General features: G+C 71.2%; 15 protein-coding genes. 9 read left to right on the forward strand and 6 right to left on the reverse strand.

What is annotated here, in order from left to right; genetic code table 11:
• Nucleotides 1-285: 285 nt before the first annotated feature.
• From K4L06_RS06640 to K4L06_RS06655, 4 genes are all read left to right on the forward strand, one after another.
• Entirely contained in the window at nucleotides 286-1035 is a 750-nt protein-coding gene (locus K4L06_RS06640; RefSeq protein WP_221670653.1) for a ferredoxin--NADP reductase, read from the forward strand.
• A gap of 138 nt (nucleotides 1036-1173) precedes the next feature.
• The gene (locus K4L06_RS06645; protein ID WP_221670654.1) at nucleotides 1174-2715 is read left to right on the forward strand and encodes an alpha/beta hydrolase; all 1542 of its coding nucleotides are present in this window, start codon (nucleotides 1174-1176) and stop codon (nucleotides 2713-2715) included.
• Between the two features lie 106 nt (nucleotides 2716-2821).
• Nucleotides 2822-3568 carry an ATP-binding cassette domain-containing protein gene (locus tag K4L06_RS06650; protein WP_221670655.1) on the forward strand — a complete coding sequence of 249 codons (747 nt, stop codon included), beginning with the start codon at nucleotides 2822-2824 and terminating at the stop codon, nucleotides 3566-3568.
• On the forward strand, nucleotides 3565-4752 hold the full coding sequence (locus K4L06_RS06655; protein ID WP_221670656.1) for an ABC transporter permease: 1188 nt from the start codon (nucleotides 3565-3567) through the stop codon (nucleotides 4750-4752). The genes K4L06_RS06650 and K4L06_RS06655 overlap by 4 nt, the downstream gene beginning before the upstream one ends.
• Nucleotides 4753-4875: 123 nt before the next feature.
• On the opposite strand, the gene K4L06_RS06660 is transcribed toward K4L06_RS06655, so the two are convergent.
• On the reverse strand, nucleotides 4876-5919 hold the full coding sequence (locus K4L06_RS06660; RefSeq protein ID WP_221670657.1) for an energy transducer TonB: 1044 nt from the start codon (nucleotides 5917-5919) through the stop codon (nucleotides 4876-4878).
• 536 nt (nucleotides 5920-6455) lie between these two features.
• Between K4L06_RS06660 and K4L06_RS06665 the strand changes: the two genes are divergently transcribed.
• The 4 genes from K4L06_RS06665 (at nucleotide 6456) to K4L06_RS06680 (ending at nucleotide 11426) form a co-directional block, all read left to right on the forward strand.
• The gene (locus K4L06_RS06665; protein WP_221670658.1) at nucleotides 6456-7523 is read left to right on the forward strand and encodes an SPFH and helix-turn-helix domain-containing protein; all 1068 of its coding nucleotides are present in this window, start codon (nucleotides 6456-6458) and stop codon (nucleotides 7521-7523) included.
• On the forward strand, nucleotides 7523-8632 hold the full coding sequence (locus K4L06_RS06670) for a zinc ribbon domain-containing protein (protein WP_221670659.1): 1110 nt from the start codon (nucleotides 7523-7525) through the stop codon (nucleotides 8630-8632). The genes K4L06_RS06665 and K4L06_RS06670 overlap by 1 nt, the downstream gene beginning before the upstream one ends.
• A gap of 363 nt (nucleotides 8633-8995) precedes the next feature.
• Entirely contained in the window at nucleotides 8996-9799 is an 804-nt protein-coding gene (gene dkgB / locus K4L06_RS06675) for a 2,5-didehydrogluconate reductase DkgB (protein ID WP_221670660.1), read from the forward strand.
• Between the two features lie 526 nt (nucleotides 9800-10325).
• Nucleotides 10326-11426 (forward strand): alkene reductase, encoded by a 1101-nt coding sequence (locus K4L06_RS06680; protein WP_221670661.1) that lies wholly within the window; start codon nucleotides 10326-10328, stop codon nucleotides 11424-11426.
• Nucleotides 11427-11690: 264 nt separating this feature from the next.
• Here K4L06_RS06680 and K4L06_RS06685 read toward each other — a convergent pair whose 3' ends face one another.
• From K4L06_RS06685 to K4L06_RS06705, 5 genes are all read right to left on the reverse strand, one after another.
• On the reverse strand, nucleotides 11691-12341 hold the full coding sequence (locus K4L06_RS06685) for a response regulator transcription factor (RefSeq protein WP_221670662.1): 651 nt from the start codon (nucleotides 12339-12341) through the stop codon (nucleotides 11691-11693).
• A gap of 31 nt (nucleotides 12342-12372) precedes the next feature.
• Entirely contained in the window at nucleotides 12373-13176 is an 804-nt protein-coding gene (locus K4L06_RS06690) for a sensor histidine kinase (protein ID WP_221670663.1), read from the reverse strand.
• Nucleotides 13173-16523 (reverse strand): tetratricopeptide repeat protein, encoded by a 3351-nt coding sequence (locus K4L06_RS06695; protein ID WP_255595002.1) that lies wholly within the window; start codon nucleotides 16521-16523, stop codon nucleotides 13173-13175. Before K4L06_RS06695 ends, K4L06_RS06690 begins: the two co-directional genes overlap by 4 nt.
• Nucleotides 16523-17410 carry an FHA domain-containing protein gene (locus tag K4L06_RS06700; protein ID WP_221670664.1) on the reverse strand — a complete coding sequence of 296 codons (888 nt, stop codon included), beginning with the start codon at nucleotides 17408-17410 and terminating at the stop codon, nucleotides 16523-16525. Before K4L06_RS06700 ends, K4L06_RS06695 begins: the two co-directional genes overlap by 1 nt.
• Nucleotides 17411-17487: 77 nt before the next feature.
• A complete protein-coding gene (locus K4L06_RS06705; RefSeq protein ID WP_221670665.1) occupies nucleotides 17488-18327 on the reverse strand; it encodes a DUF6689 family protein in 840 nt (279 codons plus the stop codon).
• A gap of 339 nt (nucleotides 18328-18666) precedes the next feature.
• Here K4L06_RS06705 and K4L06_RS06710 point away from each other — a divergent pair, with 339 nt between their 5' ends.
• The gene (locus K4L06_RS06710; protein ID WP_221670666.1) at nucleotides 18667-21153 is read left to right on the forward strand and encodes a S8 family serine peptidase; all 2487 of its coding nucleotides are present in this window, start codon (nucleotides 18667-18669) and stop codon (nucleotides 21151-21153) included.
• The last annotated feature ends 7 nt before the right edge of the window (nucleotides 21154-21160 follow it).

Raw genomic sequence — 21160 nt, forward strand, 5'->3', positions numbered from 1 at the left:
GGGACCGGCGCGGTGCCGGACGGGACCGGACGGGGGCCCGTGGCGGGGGCCGTTGGCTGGGTCATCGTGGGAGGGTCTCGGATCGCTGGCCGCGGGCCTCGCGGCGAATGGCTTAGTATAGGCGGCCCCGTGGCGGCGCTCCGGCCACAGACTGTTGCGAAAACCCGCGTTGCGCAGCCCAGGATCGGTCCCCGGCCTCGCGCAACCGCCGCACCGGGCCCTGCGCCCGGTCCTACTGCGCCTGCGGCCGCCCGCCGCCGGAGCACGATCGAGAAACGCGCTGCAATGAAGCAATTCCCCCTCAAGCTCGTGTCCCGCCGCATGCTGGCCCCGACCGTCGGCCACTACGTGTTCCTGCGCGACGACGGCGAGCCGCTGGATTTCGTCCCCGGCCAGTTCATCCAGGTTCATTTCCAGTACGCCGACGGCACCGCGACCAAGCGCAGCTATTCGCTGGCGACCATCCACGACCACGCGCTCGGCGCCGGCGAAACGGTCGAGATCGCGGTCAGCTTCGTGCCCGGCGGCGCCGCCACCGCGCTGTTCGAAGGCCTCGGCGACGGCGAGCAGGTCCAGGCCAGCGGCCCGTTCGGACGCTTCTGCCTGATGCCGGGCGACAGCAACCGGCGCTATCTGCTGATCGGCACCGGCACCGGCGTGACCCCGTACCGCTCGATGCTGCCGCAACTGGAAACCCTGATCCGCGAGCGCGGCATCCAGGTGGTGCTGCTGTTCGGCGCGCGCACCCCGGCCGAGCTGCTGTACGGCGACGAGTTCCGCGCCTTCGCCGACCGCCATCCCGAGCACTTCCGCTTCGTCCCGTGTTTCTCGCGCGAGTTGCCCGAGCAGCCGCACGCGGACGTGCGCCGCGGCTACGTGCAGCAGTTCCTGGACGAGTTCGGCCCCGACGCGGGCGGCGACATCGCCTACCTGTGCGGCAACCCGAACATGGTCGACGCCTGTTTCGAGGCGCTCAAGGGCCACGGCCTGCCGGTGCCGCAGATCCGCCGCGAGAAGTACGTCTCGTCCAAGTAAGCCGGGGGCGGCGCGGCGACGGCCGCCCCGCCGCCGATGCCTGCGCCGCGAACGCCGGCGCCGAGTGCGGTCACATTTTTCCCGACCCGGGCGTCTGTCATCCTTGAAGGCGCACCGCCTTGGGGAAGAGACACGGACATGCACTCAGCACTTGCGTCACACCGACCGCGCGCCGTCGCGGTCGCCGGCCTGGCCGCGCTGCTCGCGGCGGCCGCCTTGAGCGGCTGCGGCGATCGCGGCCGCAACGCCGGCCCGCCCGCCGACGGCAGCGACAAACGCCGCTACGGCCGGATCGCGTTCGATCCTTGCACCTTGTCGACGCCGTACGCCAACGGCACCTTCGCCGCGCAATGCGCGCGCTTCCAGGTGCCGGAGAACCCGGCCCAGCCCAAGGGCCGCCAGCTCAGCCTCAATCTGGCCTGGCTGCCGGCCACCGAGGGCGCCGGCAGCCCGGACCCGGTGTTCTTCCTCGCCGGCGGTCCCGGCCAGGCCGCCACCAGCTCCTGGCCGATGGTCGATGCGGCGTTCCGCGAGGTGCGCAAGCACCGCCACGTGGTCCTGGTCGACCAGCGCGGCACCGGCAAGTCGGCGCCGCTGACCTGCGCCGAGGCCGTCGAAGGCGACCCGGTCCAGGACGAAACCGCCGCCCTCGACGCCTCGCTGCGCGCGATCAAGCGGTGCGCGCAGGGCCTGTCGGTGGATCCGCGCTATTTCACCACCACCGAGGCGATCGCCGACCTGGACGCGGTGCGTTCGGCGATCGGCGCGGACAAGATCAACCTGGTCGGCGTGTCCTACGGCACCCGCGTCGCCCAGCAATACGCGACGCGCTATCCGGCCCGGGTGCGCAGCCTGGTGCTCGACGGCGTGGCGCCGAACGAACTGGTGCTGGGCAGCGAGCACGCGCGCAACCTCGACAACGCCCTGGCCCTGCAGTTCAAGCTGTGCCAGCAGACCCCGGCCTGCCGCGCGCGCTTCGGCGCCGATCCGCGCGAGCAACTGCGCCAGTTGATGGCGCGGCTGCAGGCGGCGCCGGTCGAGATCGACTACCGCGATCCCAGCACCGGCGAGCAGAAGCGCGCGCCGATCACCGCCGGCCACGTGGCGATCCTGACCCGGATGTTCTCCTACGCTCCGGAAGCCGCCGCGCTGCTGCCGCAGGTGCTCAACGAGGCCGACCAGGGCCGCTACGCGCCGTTGATGGCGCTGTCGAAGATGCTCGAGACCCAGCTCGGCGACGAGATCAACTTCGGCATGCAGCTGTCGGTGAGCTGCGCCGAGGACGTCGACCTGTTCCGTCCCGACCCGGCCGACGCCGACACCGTGCTCGGCGACAGCCTGCCCCGTTCGCTGACCGAGCAGTGCAAGGCCTGGCCGACCGGTACCCGGCCGAAGAACTTCCACCACCCGTTCAAGAGCGATACGCCGGCGCTGCTGCTGTCCGGCGAGCTCGATCCGGTCACCCCGCCGCGCTACGGCGACCAGGTGGTCAAGCACCTGCGCAACGGCCGCCACCTGATCCTGCGCGGCCAGGGCCACGGCGCCTTGCGCATCGGCTGCACGCCCAAGCTGCTCGGCCAGTTCCTGGAAACCGCGAACGCCAAGCAACTCGACGCGCGCTGCCTGGACAGCCTCGGCTATGTGCCGCCGTTCGTGTCGTTCAACGGGTGGGAGCCGTAACGGCCGCGAATCGGGAATGGGGAATCGGGAATCGCCGACGCCCCCGCCCGCGATGCCTGCTGTTCCGATTCCCTATTCCCCATTCTCGATTCCCGTGTGGAAGACCATGATCACCGCCCACGATCTGCATAAATCCTTCAAGACCAAGACCGGCACGGTGCACGCCGTGCAAGGGGTCGATTTCGAGGCCCGCGACGGCCAGATCACCGGCCTGCTCGGCCCCAACGGCGCCGGCAAGACCACCACCCTGCGCATGCTCTACACCCTGATGCGGCCCGATCGCGGCGAAGTGCGGGTCGACGGCATCGACGCCGCGCGCGACCCGGCCGCGGTGCGGCGCGCGCTCGGCGTGCTGCCCGACGCGCGCGGCGTCTACAAGCGCCTGACCGCGCGCGAGAACATCGCCTACTTCGGCGAACTGCACGGCCTGCCGCGCAGCATGGTCGAGGAACGCACCCGCGTGCTGGCCCGCGCGCTGGACATGGACGACATCCTCGATCGCCAGACCGAGGGCTTCTCGCAGGGCCAGCGCACCAAGACCGCGATCGCCCGCGCCCTGGTCCACGACCCGCGCAACGTGATCCTGGACGAGCCGACCAACGGCCTGGACGTGATGACCACCCGGGCGATGCGCGGCTTCCTGCGCGGCCTGCGCGAAGAGGGCCGCTGCGTGATCTTCTCCAGCCACATCATGCAGGAGGTGGCCGCGCTCTGCGATCGCATCGTGATCATCGCCAAGGGTCAGGTCGTGGCCGCCGGCACCGCCGACGAACTGCGCGCGCTGACCGGCGAACCCAATCTGGAAGACGCCTTCGTCAAGGCGATCGGCAGCGAAGAAGGACTGCTCGCATGAACACCCGTTCCCTTTCCGCCATGTGGGCGGTGATCCACAAGGAACTGCTCGACATCTCGCGCGACCGCCGCACCCTGGCGATCGCCCTGCTGCTGGTGCCGCTGCTGTATCCGCTGCTGATGGCCGGCATGGGCTCGCTGGCCGAGAAACGCGCCCGCACCCAGCTCGACACCGAGCTGCGCATCCCGGTGCGCGGCGCCGAGCACGCGCCGAACCTGATCAAGTTCCTCGCCACCCAGAACATCATCGCGATTCCGGCGCCGGCCGAACTCGACGCGGCGATCCACCGCCAGGACCACGACGTGGCCCTGATCGTGGCGGCGGACTTCGCCGGCAACTGGAAGCAGGGCCGCCCGGCGCTGATCGAGATCGTCCAGGACAGCACCCGCCGCGACGCCGAGATCCCCAGCCGGCGCGTGCGCGCGGCCCTGGAAGGCTACAGCCGCCAGGTCGGTTCGTTGCGCCTGCTGGCGCGCGGCATCGCCCCCAACGTGGCCCAGCCGATCAACGTCGCCGACCGCGACGTCGCCACCGCCGAGGCCAAGCGCGGCCTGCTGCTGTCGGCGATGCTGCCCTATCTGCTGATCCTGACCTCGTTCATCGGCGGCGCGCACCTGATCATCGACGCCACCGCCGGCGAGCGCGAGCGCCAGTCGCTGGAGCCCTTGCTGGCCACTCCGGTCTCGCGCGGCGCGGTGGTCAGCGGCAAGATCGCCGCGGCCTGCCTGCTCTGCCTGCTGTCGCTATTGCTGACCCTGCTCGCGTTCAAGCTCAGCGCCCAGCTCGGCCGCGGCCTGACCCAGATGCTCGACGTGCGCCTGGTGGCGATCGGCAAGATGCTGCTGATCCTGCTGCCGATGGCCTTCATCGGCACGACCCTGCTGACCCTGCTGTCGGCGACGGCGAAGAGCGTCAAGGAAGCGCAGAGCCACTTCACCTGGTTGTCCTTGCTGCCGCTGGTGCCGACCTTCGTGCTGATGGTCAATCCGGTGAAGACCCAGCTGTGGCAGTTCACGGTGCCGTTCCTGTCGCAGAACCAGCTGTTGCTGAAGGTGATCCGCGCCGAGGCGATCGACCCGTCGGTGTGGGCGGTGTACCTGGGCTCCAGCTTCGCCCTCGCCGGCCTGCTCTGGTACGCGGCGGTGCGCCGCTACCACAGCGAGTCGCTGGCGGTGTCCGGCTGAGGTCCGGCCCGGACCGGAGCAAGTCCGCTCCGGCCCCGCATGGGCCGGGCCGCGGACAAGAAAAAGCCCGGCGCGAGCCGGGCTTTTTCTTTGTCGCGAGGCCGTGCCCCGAGGCGCTGCGGATCAGCCGCCGCCCGGGTTGAAGCCGATCGTGCGGCGGGTGGTGACCGGCGACGGCACCGGCTGGAACCGCCACTTGCGCACCGCATTGACCGCCTCGCGATCGAACACCCGCGCCGGGTTGGAACGGACCACGCGCGCGGCGGTGACCGAACCGTCGGTGGCGACGGTGAACTCGACCTGGACCTCGCCGGACTGGCCGGCGCGCAGGGCTTCGGGCGGGTAACGCGGCGCCGGGGTCGACACCGCGCGCAGCTCGCTCGGCGCCGCGGCGGCCGGGGCCGCGCGCTCGCTGGGCGCGGGCCGCTGGGCGGCGGCGCGTTGCTCGCTGGCGCGCTGTTCGGCGGCGCGTTGCTCGGCCGCACGCTGCTCGGCCTCGCGCTGGGTCGCCGCTTGACGCTCGGCGGCCTGCTGGGTCGCCAACTGCTGGGCGGCCTGCTGCTGCTGTTGCTGCTGCTGGAGCTGGCGCTGCTTCTCGAGCTCGACCTGCTTCTTGGCCTGCTCTTCGGCGGTGAGCTTTTCCTGCTCGGTGCGCTTGGCCAGCGCGTCCTGGGCGGCGCCGACGCTGGCCTTGAGGCGGGCCAGGGCCGGGTGTTGCGGATCGGCGCGTTCGATCAGCGCCGACAGGCGCTGGGCTTCGCTGAAGTCTTCGCGGCCCACGCTCTGTTCGGTCGCGATGACCGTCATCGGCAGCAGGTCGGTCAGGGCGCTGGACGCGGCCGCGTCGGCCGGGGCCTTCTCGCGCAGGGCCAGGTAGTACTCGACCGCATTGTCCTCGGCCGGGGCGTACAGGCGGTTTTCGACATACGCCTTGCGCGCGGCTTCGCGCAGCTGGTCCACCGACATGGCCGATACCTTGGCCGAGACGGCGGTCTGCGCGGTCACCGCCGGGGCGGTGGCCGCAGCCGCGGGCGCCGCGTCCGTGGCGGGTGCGGCGTCTTCCTTCTTTCCGCAGGCCGCCAGCGCGCATCCGAGCGCGAACACGGCGGACAACTGCTTTACAGCGGACAGCCGGCTGTAGTGCCGGTCATTGTTGGCGACGATCATTGATTAAAAACTCCCCTGAAGTACGCGAGACCCGTCCGATACGGGGCCGGGCGCACGCCCGATAGGACGCGCTAGCGCGCCGCGTTTGTCAAGCGTTCAGGTTGGCGAAGTCCCCGCGATAGGCGTCAGATGCCGAGTGTGCCACCCATCGCGGCCGTGGCCGATACCGGGTGTGTCGGTTCGCCGGCTGGGGCGCGACCGGCCGCTCAGTTCGGCGTCGGCGCGCGTCGGGCGGCCATACGCCGGCGCACCGGCGCCGCGCGAGGGCCGGTCCGGGGTCGACCCGACGCCGCCGATCCGGCCGTCCGCGCGGCGCCGACGGCGGCGGCCATCCGCCAGGATCCGCAAAGCCGTCGCGACCCCGGCGCGAGCGCACGGCGACGCCGACTGCGGCCGTCCGGTCCCGGCTCCGTCCGACGTCCTTTCGACCTGGGTCTACTAGAGTCGGCTCGACTAGAATCGGCCCTTCTAGAATCGGCCCGACTAACGCCGGCTCCGCCGCAAGCGGGCCGATCACCACAGGCAGGGAGCGGAACATGAGCATTCTGGGTTTCATCAAGGGCGAGCTGCTGGAAATCATCGAGTGGACCGATGACTCGCGCGACACCCTGTCGTACCGCTTCCCCGACGACGACAAAGAGATCAAGAACGGCGCCCAGCTGATCGTGCGCGAGTCGCAGCAGGTCCAGTTCGTCGCCGCCGGCCAGTACGCCGACCTGTTCGGTCCGGGCAAGCACACGCTCAAGACCGAGAACATCCCGATCCTGTCCACCATCCTGGGCTGGAAGTACGGCTTCAACTCGCCGTTCAAGTGCGACGTCTACTACCTCAACACGCGCCTGTTCACCGGCAACAAGTGGGGCACGTCCAACCCGGTGATGATGCGCGACGCCGACTTCGGCGTGGTTCGCCTGCGCGCCTTCGGCACTTACGATTTCCGCATCGTCGACCCGCCCAAGTTCCTCAAGGAAGTGGCCGGCACCGACCAGAATTTCCGCCTCGACGAGTTCGCCGACACCATGCGTTCGCGCATCGTCAGCGTGTTCACCGACGCCCTGGCCACGGCCAAGGTGCCGGCACTGGACGTGGCCTCGCGCTACGGCGAACTCGGCGAAGCGCTGCTGCCGGTGATCAACCCGGCGATGACCGCCAAGTACGGCATCGAGATCACCGCCTTCGTGCTGGAGAACGTGTCGGTGCCGCCGGAAGTGGAGAAGGCGATCGACGCGCGCTCGAGCATGGGCGCGGTCGGCAACCTCAACGACTACGTCAAGTTCCAGATGGGCAGCGCGATGGGTCAGGGCGGCGACGCCGCGGCGGCCGCCGCGGTGCCGGCGCAGATGGCGGTCGGCTTCGGCATCGCCCAGGAAATGATGCGCAGCATGCAGGGCGCCCAGCCCGCCGCGGCGCCGGCCACCGCGGCTGCGGCCGCCGCCCATGCCGGCGCGCTGGAAGTGCTGACCCCGGAACAGGCCGCCGCGACCCTGGGCGTGTCGGTCGAGGACGTGATGGCGGCGATCGCCGCCGGCGACCTCAAGGCGCGCAAGATCGGCTCCGCCACCCGCATCGCCAAGTCCGCGCTCGAAGAATTCCTGCGCGGCTGATGGACAACGCCACCGTCGGCAAGCATCCCTGCCCGGAGTGCGGCGGGGATTTGCAATGGAATGCGGCCAAGCAGGCGCTGGCCTGCCCGTACTGCGGCACGGTGGTGCCGTGGTCGCCGGCGCAGGAGGCGCAGGGCACGGCGGTGGCCGAGCTCGACCTGGCCCGCGCCCTGGCCGAGCACCCCAGCGAGCAGCGCGGCTACGGCGACGACGCCGAGCGCCGCGAGGTGCAATGCCGCAGCTGCAAGGCGATATCGGTGTTCGTCGACGGCAAGGTCGCGCAGCGCTGCGAGTTCTGCGGCTCGCCCTCGATCATCGCCCACGAATCGCTGGGCGATGCGATCACTCCGCAGAGCGTGCTGCCGTTCAAGATCAGCGACGGCCAGGTGCGCGACGCGATCCGCAAGTGGTACGGCACGCGCTGGTTCGCGCCCAACCGGCTCAAGACCGCCGCCCTGACCGACACGCTCAAGGGCGTGTACCTGCCGTACTGGACCTTCGACGCCCACGTCGCCGCGCGCTGGTACGCCGAGGCCGGCTACTACTACTACGAAACCGAGAGCTACACCGAGAACGGCCAGCGCCGCACCCGCGAGGTGCGCAAGGTGCGCTGGGAACCGGCTTCGGGCGCGCTGCAGCACTTCTTCGACGACGAACTGGTGCCGGGCACGGTCGGCGTGCATGCCGAGTTGCTGGAGCAGATCGGCCAGTTCCCGACCACCACCGACCTCAAGGCCTATTCGCCGGAGTTCGTGCGCGGCTGGCTGGTCGAGCGCTACCAGGTCGACCTGCGCCGGGCTTCGGAACTCAACACCGAGTCGATGCAGCAACAGACCCGGCAGCTGTGCGCCAACGACGTGCCCGGCGACACCCACCGCAACCTGCAGGTCCAGGCCGACTACAGCGGCCGCACCTTCAAGCACATCCTGGTGCCGGTGTGGCTGGTCAGCTACACCTACGGCTCGCGCAACTTCCAGGTCCTGGCCAACGGCTACACCGGCCAGATCGCCGGCGAGCGGCCCTACAGCTGGGTCAAGATCTTCTTCGCCGTGCTGGCGGCGCTGATCGTCGCAGCGATCGTGTTCGGCTTGTTCGGCGGCCAGCGCTGAGAACGGGCGAGCTCCCTGTAGGAGCGGCGTGAGCCGCGACAACCGCAGCGGTGTCATGCCACGCGAGCCGCCGAAGCCAGGCGCTCAGACCCTGTTTTGCCAAACGCTCGCGCGGCTGGTCTTCGGCGACGGCGCTTACGTACACCGCCGCGATTGTCGCGGCTCGCGCCGCTCCTACCCCTAACCGCGACTGTTGTTGATTTCAAATCAACAGTAATTCGCCGATAAAGCTATTTTTCGCCAGAGTCGGCTCGTCGACACTGCGCATCCCCGTCAGAAAGACCCTGCGGCTCCGATCGCCCAACCGCCGGGCCCATCGTCGGCCGCCCGTCTTCCCCCGCTTCCATCGCAAGAGGTTTCCCCATGAGCATTCCCGCCTTCGGCCTCGGCACCTACCGCCTCAAGGGCCAAACCGTCATCGATTCGGTCCGCACCGGCCTGGAGCTCGGCTATCGCCATATCGACACCGCGCAGATCTACGGCAACGAAGCCGAGGTCGGCCAGGCCATCGCCGACAGCGGCGTGGCCCGCGACGCGCTGTTCCTGACCACCAAGATCTGGGCCGAAAACCTGTCGCGCGAACGGCTGATCCCGAGCCTGCGCGAGAGCCTGGCCAAGCTGCGCACCGATCGCGTCGACCTGACCCTGATCCACTGGCCCGCGCCGGGCGGCGCGGTGCCGCTGGCCGAGTACATGCAGGCCCTGGCCGAAGCCCAGGACGCCGGCCTGACCGGCGCGATCGGCGTGTCCAACTTCAGCATCGCCCTGTTGCGCGAGGCTTTCGACGCGATCGGCACGGCGCGCATCGCCACCAACCAGGTCGAACTCCACCCTTACCTGCAAAACCGCGCCCTGGCCGGCTTCGCCCGCGAACACGGCCTGCACCTGACCTCGTACATGACCCTGGCCTACGGCAAGGTGCTCGCCGACCCCGTGTTGAGCGACATCGCCGCACGCCACCAGGCCAACGTCGCCCAGGTCGCCCTGGCCTGGGCGATGCAACAGGGTTACGCGGTGATCCCGTCCTCGACCCGCCGCGAAAACCTCGCCGGCAACTTGCGCGCGCAGGACCTGCGCCTGAGCGAAGAAGACATGACCCGCATCGCGGCGCTGGACCGCGGCGAGCGATTGGTCGACCCGGAAGGATTGGCGCCGAAGTGGGATTGAGCAGCGACGCCCCGCCGTTGCCGTTGCCGTTGCCGTTGCCGTTGCCGTTGCCGTAAAGAGCTTGGCGCAGAGTCGACCTCGCGATAGCAACTCGTAGCCCCGAAGGGCGGCCCGCATGGATGCGGGCCGTGCGCAGCCAGGCCAGGGATGGCCTGTGCGGAGCAGTCCCGCGCAAGCCTCGTCCCATAGTGGCTTTTGACTCGAAACAGTTATGGCGTTTTCTTTGGTTACTTTTGACCGAAGGAAATCCCGTGGGACTTTGTCGCCTTGGACAAAGAAAGTGACCCGGCCGCTTGCGGACGGAAGCTTTGCTTTGGAGCTTTGGAGCTTTGGAGCTTTCGAAGCCTTCGAACAACAGACGGCGCGAGACCGTAAGAACGCGGTCGCGGCTCACGCCGCTCCTACAGGGAGGCAACGGCGGCGATTCTTGCGCTTGTGGAAAGGATCGTTTGCCGCAACGGCGGTTTTTCCCCGCCCATCCGCTCCCCACACTGACGCCATCGACTCCGCTTCCGACTCCGCCGCCATGCTCTTCACCCCCCACCGCCTCGGCCGCTTCGACACCGCCAACCGCATCGTCATGCCGCCGATGACCCGCTCCCGCGCCGCCCGCGGCGAAGTCGCCACCGAATTGATGGCGCAGTACTACGCCCAGCGCGCCGGCGCCGGCCTGATCGTCAGCGAGGGCACCCAGATCAGCCGCCAGGGCCAGGGCTACGCCTGGACCCCGGGCATCTACAGCGCCGAACAGATCGCCGGCTGGCGCCAGGTCACCGACGCGGTGCACGCCGCGGGCGGACGGATCTTCGCCCAGCTCTGGCATGTCGGACGCGTGTCCCACGTCGCCTTGCAGGCCGACGGCGCCGCGCCGGTCTCGTCCTCGGCCCTGGTCGCCGACGGGGTCAAAGTGTTCGTCGACCCCGAAGGCCGCGGCCCCGAAGCCGGGGTCGGCGAGATGGTCCAGCACTCGGCGCCGCGCGCGCTGCGCACCGACGAGATTCCCGGCATCGTCGCCGACTACGCCCAGGCCGCGCGCAACGCGCTGGAAGCCGGCTTCGACGGGGTCGAGCTGCACGGCGCCAACGGCTATCTGATCAACCAGTTCATCGACTCGCAGGCCAACCAGCGCAGCGACGAATACGGCGGCTCGCTGCCGAACCGGCTGCGCTTCCTGCGCGAGGTCGCGCAGGCGGTGGCCGACGCGGTCGGACCCGACCGCGTCGGCGTGCGCCTGGCGCCGCTGACCACGCTGCAGGGCGCGGTCGACGACACCCCGCAGGCGACCTACCTGGCCGCGGCCAAGCTGCTCGACGAAATCGGCGTGGCCTATCTGCACATCGCCGAAGCCGACTGGGACGACGCGCCCGGCATGCCCGACGCGTTCCGCGAAGCGCTGCGGCTGATCTACCGCGGCACCATGATCTACTCCGGCAAGTACACCAAGCCGCGCGCCGAACAGGCGCTGCAGGCCGGCTGGGCCGACCTGATCGGCTTCGGCCGCCCCTTCATCGCCAACCCCGACCTGCCGTATCGCCTGCAGCACGATCTGCCCCTGGCCGAAGGCGACCGCGCGCGTTATTTCGGCGGCGGCGCGCAGGGCTATACGGATTACCCGCGCGCCGCCTGAGCGCGCGCGGCTTCTTGTAGGAGCGGCGTCCCACGGGGATTTCCTCCGGTCATGAGCCGCAACAGCAGAAGCGACGAACATCACGCCGCCTTCCAAAGCGACGCCTCAGCCAAGCCGCTTCATGGGTAGGAGCGGCGCGAGCCGCGACAACGCCGTGCCCGGTCGCGCCGCCATCGCGGTTCGGCGCTGAGGAGCGCTTGCGTCGTTAGCGTAATTTCGCGGTCGCGGCTCGCGCCGCTCCTACACAAGAAGCCGCGCGCGGCGCTAGTCGAGCAACCCCTTGCGCAAGGCGTAGCGGACCAGCTCGGCGGTGTTGCGCACGTCGAGCTTGTCGAGCACGCGGGTGCGGTGGTTCTCGGCGGTCTTGGCGCTGATCTCCAGCTTGCGCGCGATTTCCTTGGTGGTCAGGCCTTCGACGATCAGGTGGAACACCTCGCGCTCGCGCGCGGTCAAGCGCCCGTAGGGATCCTCGACCGCGCGCTCGGGATGGCGCATCTGCTCGGCCATCGCCTTGGCCGCCTGCGGGCCGAAATGGCTGCGTCCGGCATGCAGGCTGCGCACCGCCGCCAGCAACTCCGCGGCGGCGCTGTCCTTGACCAGATAGCCGGCGGCGCCGGCGCGCACCGCCTGCAGCACGTACTCCTCTTCCTGGTGCATGGTCAGCACCAGCACCCGCGTCGCCGGCACCGCCTCGCGCAGGCGGCGCACCACTTCGATCCCGTTCAAGCCCGGCATCGACAGATCGGCGACCACCACGTCGGGATGCGTCGCGATCGCCAGCGCCACCGTTTCCGGACCGTCGGCGGCCTGGGCCACGACTTCGATCGCGCCGCCGGCCTGGAGCAGGTTGACCAGGCTCTCGCGCACCAGGGTGTGGTCGTCTGCGATCAGTACGCGGATGAGCGGGTTCGGCATGGCCGCACGGTGCGCGTGGACCGGTGCGCCGTCAAGCACCTTCGGCCACCGCAGGCAAGGGCAGCACCGCGCGCAGGCGCGTGCCTTCGCCGGGCGCGGAATGGATCTCCAGCCGCCCGTCGTACAGGCGCAGTCGTTCGCGCATGCCGGCCAGGCCGCTGCCGTCGGAACACGATGCGCTGCGCGGATCGTAGCCGCGGCCGTCGTCGGCGACCTGCAATTGCAGCAGCCCGCCGCGCGCGATCAGGCGCACCAGCACTTGCCGCGCGCCGGCGTGCTTGAGCACGTTGTTGATCGCTTCCTGTGCCACGCGGAACACCAGCGTCTGCAGATCGCCGTCCAATACCGGCAGCTCGCCGATCTCCAGCGCGACCTCGATCGCGCCGGCTTCGCTCTGGCTGCGCGCCAGCCAGCGCAGCGCCGGCTCCAGGCCGAGATCGTCGAGGATCGGCGGCCGCAGCAGGCGCGACAATTCGCGGGTGTCTTCCAGGGTGTCCGCACACAGGCCGATCGCCGCCTCCAGGCGCTCGCGCTGCGCCGGCGTCAGGCCGTCGCCGAGCTGGGCCAGGCGATGCTTGAGCGCGGTCAGGTTCTGGCCGATGCCGTCGTGCAGTTCGCGCGCCAGGCGCCGGCGTTCGTCTTCCTGCACCCGCCACACCGAACGGCCGAGGCGACGGAACTCGCGTTCGTTGGCTTCCAGGCGTTGCAGCAGCTGCCGGTACTGGTCGCGGACTTGCGCCAGCGAACGCAGCGGATCGGCTTCGCCGCCGCCCGCATCGCCGGGCAGATCGGTGGACGGATCGATCGGCGGATCGATGGGACGGGAGGGCGTCATCGCACGGCCTCGGGTACGGCGCTTGCGGCGCCATCGAAGCCGGCACGCAGATCCTCCGGCAAGCCGTCGCGCAAAACCCGCAACGCCGCCTCGGCCTTGGCCCGCGCGCTGCGCTCGCCGGCGATATCGCCGGCGGCGGCGTAAGCCTCGGCGCCGAGCCGGTGCAGCGCATGGGCGCGGCGGAAGTCGCCGCCGCGCAGGCGCTGCATGGCTGCGCGGTAGTGCAGCAGGGCCTGGGCGCTGTCGCCGGCGGCCAGCGCGCGCCGCATCGCCGCCTCCAGCCAGCCCAGGCGCAGGCCGGCATGGCCCAGGCTCGCGCTGGCGCGATCCAGGTCGGCGGCGTCGCCCGCGCCCCGCGCCGGCGCTTGCTGCGCCTGTTCGAGCTGGATCTGCAGTTGCAGTTGGCGCACGCCGGAGGCCTCGGCGAGCCGGCGCGCCTGTTGCAGCGCGTTCGCGGCCTCGGCCGGACGTCCCTGCTGCGCGGCCAGCTGCGCCGCGAGCAGGTCGGCGATGGCGCGTTGTTCGCTGGACGCTTGCTGCATCGAGCCGCGGCGCCGGTCGAGCAGCGCGCGCGCGCGCGCCAAGGCGCGCGCGTCGAGCAGGGCCTGCACCTGCAGCAGTTCGACGTCGATCTGGCCACGCAGGTCGTCGCGCTGGCGGAACAGCGCGCCGGCGCGTTCGGCCTGGCCGATCGCCGCGGCGACATGGCCTTGCAGCCACTCCAGCTCGGCCAGGTTGCGCCGGCTGACCGCCACTTCCTCCAACATCTGCTGCTTCTCGGCGCTGGCCAGCGAGGCTTCCAGCAGGCGCCGCGCCAGCGCCCAGTCGCCGCGCGCGGCGGCGAGCAGGCCCAGGTTCTGTTCGGTGCGGATCCGCCCGGTCTGTTCGCCGAGCGCGGCATAGGCCTCGCCGGCCTGCTGCCAGTACACCTGGGCATCGTCGTACAAGCCCAGTTGGTAATCGGCGAAACCGATGTTGTTGAGCGCCTGCGCGGTGCCGTGCGGGTCGTCGGCCTGGCGCCAGCTCTGCAGCGCGTTGCGGAACGCGTCCAGGGCCCCGCGGTAGTCGCCGCGCTCCTCGGCCAGCAGGCCGAGTTCGTTCTCGGTCGCGGCCAGGCCGGCGCGGTCGCCGAGCTCGACCTGCAGCGCGCGCGCCTGGGCCAACTGCGCGGCGGCCTCGTCGAAGCGGCCGGTGGTGGCCAGCACGTTGGCCAGGTTGCGCAGGCTGGTGGCCACGCCGCGGCGATTGCCGAGCGCGCGCCGTTGTTCGACCGCCTTGCGGTACTGCTCGGCGGCATCGGCGGACTGGCCCAGACGGCCATAGCCGACGCCAAGCGCGTTGACCGTTTCCGCCTCGCCGTGCAGGTTGCGGCTGCGCTTGAACAACACCAGCGCGCGCACCAGGTAATCGTCGACCGCGCGCCGCGCCTGGCCCTGCAGGATCGAGAACTTGCCCAGTTCGTACCAGGCGCGCGGATCGTTGCCGTCGCGCTCGGTCAAGGCCTGCAGCGCGGCCACCGCGGCATTGAAGTCGCCGCCGGCGCCCTGGGCGCGGGCCAGTTGCAAGGCCGCCTCGGTGTCGTCGGGCGTGGCCGCCAGGGCCTGCCGCGCCAACGCCACGGCCTTGGGCGGGTCGCCTTCGAGCAGGGCGTGCTCGGCGTCCAGCCGGCGGCGCAGCCAGGCGCTGCTGCCGCTCGCCGCCTGGCCGCGTTCGATCGCGTCGAAGGCGGCGTCCTGTTCGCCCAGCGCCAACGCCGCCTGGCCCTGGGCCAGCCACGCCGCGGCGTAGTCCGGCGCCGCCGCGGTGGCGGCGCGGTAGCCTTGCAGCGCCTGGTTCCAGCGTCCGTCCTGTTGCGCCAGCACTCCGGCGCCGTAGGCATCGAGCGCCGCGGCGGCCGTCGGCAAGGCCAGGTCGAGCGCGCCGCCGTTGGCCAATGCGGCGCGCACCGCCGGCGCCGTCGCCCAGGCGCGCAGCGCCGCGAGCGGATCGGCGGCCTCGCCGCCGTCCAATACCTGCACCGGTTCGGCGCCGTTGCCCAGCTGCGCCTGCAAGCGCCAACCGCCGGCGCTGCGGATCAGGCGCGGGCGCAGCACCCGGCGCGCGGCGGCCAGGCTGCGCGCCGCCTCCGGATCGGGCCGGGCGGCGCCGGTCGGATCGAGTTGGCGCAGCGCCTGCGCGCTGCGTTCGCCGTCGACCACGGCCAGGCCTGGCTGGGCGGCGAGGGCGTCGCGCAGATGCGCGCCGAGCGCGGCCAGGCGCTCGGCCGGCAGCGCATCGGCGCCGGCTTCCAGCGGCAGCACCAGCAAGCGGTCCAGCGGCGCGGCGACGGCCTGCGCCGGCGTCGGCGTGCGTTGCTGCCACCACCACCACGCGCCGCCGCCGGCGGCCAGGACCAGCGCCAGCGCCGCCAGCCATGCCCCGCGGCGCGCGCCGCCGTCGCGCCAACCGTCGCGCGGCACCTCGCGCGCATCGATCGCGGCGATCACCGCGGCCGCATCCTGGAACCGGTGCGCCGGCGACGGCCGCAGCAGTTTGTCGACCAGGCGCGCGACCCAGGCCGGCACCTCGGCGCGGCGTTCGCTCAGCGGCGGCGGCGTGCGCAGCATGCGCTGGGCCAGCACTTCGGTGACCGTGCCGCCGGCGAAGGGCAATTGCCCGGCGAGCATTTCGTACAGCATCAGGCCCAGCGCATACAGATCGCTGCGCGCGTCGACCGGCTCGCCGCGGGCCTGTTCCGGCGACAGATAGTCCGGAGTGCCGATCACCGCGCCGGTCTGGGTGCGGCCGCTGCCGGCCAGCGAACGGGCCACGCCGAAGTCGCTGAGATACGCACCGCCCTGGCGGTCGAGCAACACGTTGGCCGGTTTGACGTCGCGGTGGATCACGCCCTTGGCGTGCGCCGCGGCCAGCCCGGCGGCGAGCTGGCGGACGATCGCCAGGGCCTCGTCGACCGCGAACGCGCCGTCGCGGTCGAGGCGGCGGTCCAGCGACTCGCCGTCGACGTAGTCCATGCTGATCAGCCAGCGGCCTTCGTGCTGGGCCAGGTCGTGGATCCGCACCACGTGCGGGCTGGACACCTGCCGCGCCAGCAGCAGTTCCTGGCTGAATCGCTCGAACGCCTCCGGCTTGTGCATCCATTCCGGGCGCAGCAGCTTCAGCGCCACCGGCACGCCCAGCGCCTGGTCGGTGGCGCGGTAAACCACTCCCATGCCGCCGACGCCGAGCAAGGCTTCGATCCGGAAGCGCCCGGCCAGCACGCTGCCCGGGGCCAGGTCGGCGTGGCTGTAGAGCCCGGTCGCGGTCGCGTCGGAGTCGGACCCGCCTGCGGAGCCGCCCGACATGTGCATCAGGCGTCCCCGTCGTGCGCGGCGAGGATCCCGTCCCAGGAGGCCGAAGCGAGCTGCGCATCCAGCTGCTCGCTGGTGCGGCAGGCGGCGATCCACACCGCGGCGCCCTCGGTGAAGGCTTCCAGCAGTTCCAGGTCGAGGGTGGTGATGGCCGGCCCCGGGCGCACCCGGTCGGCGTACAGGGCGCCGAGGGTGCGTTCGCCGTCGAGCAGCGGCAGGCAGACCAAGGCGCTCAGGCCGGCGGCGATCACCGAATCGCGCGACGCCAGCCAGGCCTCGCGGCCGATGTCGTTGGCGACCACCGCGCGGCGCAGTTCCAGCGCCTTGCGCACCGCGCCGACGCTGCCGCCGAACTCGCGCGCGCCCAGCCGGCCCGGGTCCAACGCCAGGCTGGCGCGGACCCGATAGCCGGCGCCGTCTTCGAGCAGGACGAAGCCGCGCTCGCACTGGGCCAGTTCGACCACCGCGCGCAGGCTGCCGTCGAGCAGGTCGCCCAGGCCCTGCACGCCCTCCAGGCGCGCGGTGTGCGCGGCGGCGACGGCGCGGCGCGCGATCTGGCCGCGTTCGGCCGCGGCGATCTGTTCGTCGGCGAGCGGGGCGAACTCGCAGTACACATCGCCCAGGCGCAGCCAGCAGGTGCCGTCGAGGGCGAGGCCGCGCGCGCCGGCTTCGATGCCGTCGACGAAGCTGCCGTTCTTGCTGTCCAGGTCGCGCAGGCGCCACAGGCCCTGCTCGAACTCCAGCAGGGCATGACGGCGCGAGATCGAGGCATGGGCGACGAACAAGTCGCAGTCCGGCGCGCGGCCGATGCTCACGGTCTCGCCCGGACGGAGCGCCCGGGCGATCGCGGCCTGGTCCGGCGGGTAAACGATCAAGCGCGCCTGCATCGGCTCATCTTAGCGCGCGCCCCGCGCGCCAGGCAGCGCCCGGCGGCGGCGCGCCGGCCGGGTCCGAAGCGGGCGGCTCAGGGCCCGAAGTCGCGCAGGTAGGCGACGGAGAACTTCAGCGTCGCGGCGCCGGCGATCAGCTCGCCGGCGTGGTTGTCCAGGTCGCGCGCGGCGCGCCATTGGTCGCCCAGGTACAGCCCGGCGCGGGTCGTGGCGCGAGTGCGGAAGTTGTCCAGCGCGGCGATCGCGTCGGCGTAGTCCTCGGCCGCGACCGCGGTTTCGGCCTCGTCCAGCAGCAGGTCGAACGCGGCCTGTTCGGTCGCCGGCAACAAGTCGATGCGCGCGCGCAGCCAGGCGATCTTCTGCGCCACCACCGCGTCGGTGGCGCGCAGGTCCGGCAGGACCAGGAACTGGGAGAAACCGCCGGTGGTGCCGCGCGCGCGCACGCTGCCCGGCGCGACCTCGTCGGTGATGTCGCGGAACGCGCCGCCCAGCGGCGCCTTGAACAACCGGAACGAGCTGCCCGGCGCATAGCTCAGCGCGTGGGTGTGCACTTCGACCCGCACGCTGCGATGGAAACTCAGCCCGCCCAAGGCCGGCGGCTCGATCGTGATCAACAGCGGGAACGCCGGGTCGAGCTGGGTCAGGCTCAGGTTCGGCAGGCGCGCGAGCAGGGCGGCGTCGGTCAGGCTGACCAGTTGCGCGCTGATGCCCAGGCTGGAGGCGGACAGGCCGCTGGCGTCGTCGAAGCTCAGGGTCAGGTCGGCCAATGGGACGCTGCCGGAGCCGACGGTCACCGTGGCGGTGTCGCCGGACACCGTGACCGAGACCGGCACGGACTGCGCCGATGCCAGGGACGAGACCAGCAGCAAAGCGGTCGCCGCGAACAACTTCCACGCCAGCGTCGGCTTGGCCATCGTGATCCCCCTGCGGGTCGTTCCACCGTCGCGGCAGGCTAATCGGAAATGTGACCCCTGTCTCTAGGTGTTTCCCCTCAGCGCGGACGGACGGCGCCGGTGCGGCGCCGGAGCCGCTGATTGCCCGATTCAGGATCGCCGGCCGGGCCGACCGACGGCGCCCGCCTGCCGCGGATGGCGCCCGCGGGCCGCGAGGACCGCGCAGGCCGGGGCGACCGGCCGGCGCGCGCCATGAGGGTTTCTCCCCAGGCGCGCTGAGGCGAACTCCCGATGGGATCGCCCGCGGGCGCTGCGAATACTCGATGAACGCCGTCCGTGGCGGTTCCGGAGCCTTTCGACATGCCTTCCCAGTTCGCGCGTCACACCCTTCGCGTCAGCGCCCTCGCCGCCGGCTTGCTCGCCAGCGGCGTCGCCCTCGCCGACGCCCACCTCGATCCGCAGCTGCTGTCGCGGATGGCCGCCGCGGCGTCGGCCGACCGACTGCAGATCGTGGTTAGCTACGAGCAGTCCGGCCCGGTCACCGCCCCGCAGATCGCCGCGCTGAAGGCGCTGGGCATCGACACCGGCGTGACCATGCGCACCCTGCCGATCGCCGGCGCGCTGGCGACCCCGGCCGAGATCCACGCCCTGGCCCAGCGCGACGACGTCGCTTCGATCTACTGGAACGCGCCGCTGCGCTATTACAACCAGCAATCGCGGCAGATCTCCGGCGCGGCCCGGGTCACGGACAACCCGGGCGATTTCGTACGCGCGATTCCCTACAGCGGCGCCGGGATCTCGGTGCTGGTCAACGACTCCGGCATCGACGCCAGCCACGACGACCTCAAGTTCCGCGAGCACGTGGTCGAGAACACCCTGGGCACCACCAACCTCAACTCGCTCGACGGCATGCTGCCGATCACCTACACCGAGGGCCTGATCAACACCGACCTCGGCTCCGGCCACGGCACCCACTGCGCCGGCACCATCGGCGGCAACGGCGCCAAATCCAACGGCCAGCACCGCGGCGTCGCGCCGGGCGCCGACCTGGTCGGCTACGGCTCCGGCGCGGTGCTGCTGATCCTCGATGCGGTCGGCGGCCTCGACTACGCCGCGACCAAGCAGTTCAGCTTCCGCCACCCGATCCGGGTGACCAGCAATTCCTGGGGCAGCAGCGGCAAGTTCGATCCGCTCAATCCGGTCAACATCTCCACCTACGAGCTGTACAAGCGCGGCATCGTCAGCGTGTTCGCGGCCGGCAACGACGGCCCGGGCGAAGACACCCACAACCCCTACGCGCAGGCGCCGTGGGTGATCTCGGTCGGCGCCGGCGAGAAGGACGGCGTGCTGACCGGCTTCTCCTCGCGCGGCAAGCGCGGCGAGAGCGGCAGCTTCACCATGCCCGACGGCCGCGCGTGGACCTACGTCAACGAGCCGAGCGTGGTCGCCACCGGCGTCGACGTGATCTCCACCCGCGCCCTGACCGGCGCGCTGCCGGCCACCGAAGCCCAGCACGACGCCGAAACCCTGCCGGCGGCGCAGCTGCCGTTCTACACCCACATGAGCGGCACCTCGATGGCCACCCCGCACGTGGCCGGCGTTACCGCGCTGATGCTGGAAGCCAATCCCAACCTGACCCCGGCCCAGATCAAGGCGATCCTGCAACGCACCGCCAGCAACATGACCGGCCGCCTGCCCTGGGAAGTCGGCGCCGGCCACATCAACGCCTACGCCGCGGTCGCCGAGGCGGCCGGCATCCGCTACGGCTTCGGCGGCACGGTCAACTACCTGCGCGCGTTCAACGCCAACGCCATCCTCTCCGGCGGCGTGCCGGACCTGCCGTTCTCGGTCGACTTCGCCCCGGTCGGCGCGGTCGAGGAACAGAGCTTCACCGTCGGCAGCGATATCGCCTGGGTCAGCGCCCGCGCCACCATCGGCGAGAACACCCTGGCCCTGGTGCTGACCGATCCGGACGGGATCAAGTACGGCTCCTCGATCGCCCTGCCGGTGCTCGGCGACACCGTCACCACCGGCGCCCCGGGCAAGCCGGGGGTGTGGAAGGTCAGCGTGCGCGGCATCGGTTCGCTGTCCGGCACCGACCTGGATCCGGCCAACGTCACCAACGGCTACGCCCTGCCCGGGACGGTCGAAGGCACGGTCGGTTTCCTCAAGAGCGGCGGCTACACCGGCCTGGACGACGTCGCCAGCCATCCGGCGCGTTCGGCGATCGAATACGCCGTCGCCCAGCGCCTGGTCGACGGATACTCCGACCGCACGTTCCGCCCCGACGCCAACCTCAAGCGCAGCGAACTGGCGCAGTACCTGTTGATGGGCCAGAGCGTGCGCCAACACCTGCCGTTCGACGGCCGCTCCAGCTTCAGCGACCTGGGCACCGGCGATGCGCGCTATGCCTATGCCGAATCGGCGGTGGCCCGCGGCGGCGCGCTGCGCGACCTGAGCCAGGCCCAGGACGGGGTGATGGGCACGCTCAACGGCGCGTTCCGCCCCAACGACAACGTGACCCGGGTCAGCCTGGCTTACTCGCTGGTGCAGAGCATGGCGCTGCAGAACGAAGCGCGCGCCTTCAACGGCTCGCTGACCGCGTTCTACGACGGCAAGCGCATCCCGGTCGACGACGCGGCGACGATCCCGGCCAACCTGCGCGGCTACGTGCAGCTGGCGCTGGACCGCGGCCTGATCAACGCCCGCTTCGCCGTGACCCAGGGCCCGTTCGACCTGCAGCCGACCCTGCACGCCTACTTCGACCCCAACAAGACGATCAGCCGCGCCGCTTTCGCGGTGGCCGCAGGCCGCTACCTCGAGGCCTACCGCAGCGCAGAAGACTGACTCTCTC

This window comes from Lysobacter sp. BMK333-48F3, from assembly GCF_019733395.1.
Taxonomy (GTDB): domain Bacteria; phylum Pseudomonadota; class Gammaproteobacteria; order Xanthomonadales; family Xanthomonadaceae; genus Lysobacter.

Coding starts and splice junctions, on each gene's coding strand:
- K4L06_RS06640 (WP_221670653.1), top strand. CDS start 286: ATGAAGCAATTCCCCCTCAAGCTCGTGTCCCGCCGCATGCTGGCCCCG.
- K4L06_RS06645 (WP_221670654.1), top strand. CDS start 1,174: ATGCACTCAGCACTTGCGTCACACCGACCGCGCGCCGTCGCGGTCGCC.
- K4L06_RS06650 (WP_221670655.1), top strand. CDS start 2,822: ATGATCACCGCCCACGATCTGCATAAATCCTTCAAGACCAAGACCGGC.
- K4L06_RS06655 (WP_221670656.1), top strand. CDS start 3,565: ATGAACACCCGTTCCCTTTCCGCCATGTGGGCGGTGATCCACAAGGAA.
- K4L06_RS06660 (WP_221670657.1), bottom strand. CDS start 5,919: ATGATCGTCGCCAACAATGACCGGCACTACAGCCGGCTGTCCGCTGTA.
- K4L06_RS06665 (WP_221670658.1), top strand. CDS start 6,456: ATGAGCATTCTGGGTTTCATCAAGGGCGAGCTGCTGGAAATCATCGAG.
- K4L06_RS06670 (WP_221670659.1), top strand. CDS start 7,523: ATGGACAACGCCACCGTCGGCAAGCATCCCTGCCCGGAGTGCGGCGGG.
- dkgB (WP_221670660.1), top strand. CDS start 8,996: ATGAGCATTCCCGCCTTCGGCCTCGGCACCTACCGCCTCAAGGGCCAA.
- K4L06_RS06680 (WP_221670661.1), top strand. CDS start 10,326: ATGCTCTTCACCCCCCACCGCCTCGGCCGCTTCGACACCGCCAACCGC.
- K4L06_RS06685 (WP_221670662.1), bottom strand. CDS start 12,341: ATGCCGAACCCGCTCATCCGCGTACTGATCGCAGACGACCACACCCTG.
- K4L06_RS06690 (WP_221670663.1), bottom strand. CDS start 13,176: ATGACGCCCTCCCGTCCCATCGATCCGCCGATCGATCCGTCCACCGAT.
- K4L06_RS06695 (WP_255595002.1), bottom strand. CDS start 16,523: ATGCACATGTCGGGCGGCTCCGCAGGCGGGTCCGACTCCGACGCGACC.
- K4L06_RS06700 (WP_221670664.1), bottom strand. CDS start 17,410: ATGCAGGCGCGCTTGATCGTTTACCCGCCGGACCAGGCCGCGATCGCC.
- K4L06_RS06705 (WP_221670665.1), bottom strand. CDS start 18,327: ATGGCCAAGCCGACGCTGGCGTGGAAGTTGTTCGCGGCGACCGCTTTG.
- K4L06_RS06710 (WP_221670666.1), top strand. CDS start 18,667: ATGCCTTCCCAGTTCGCGCGTCACACCCTTCGCGTCAGCGCCCTCGCC.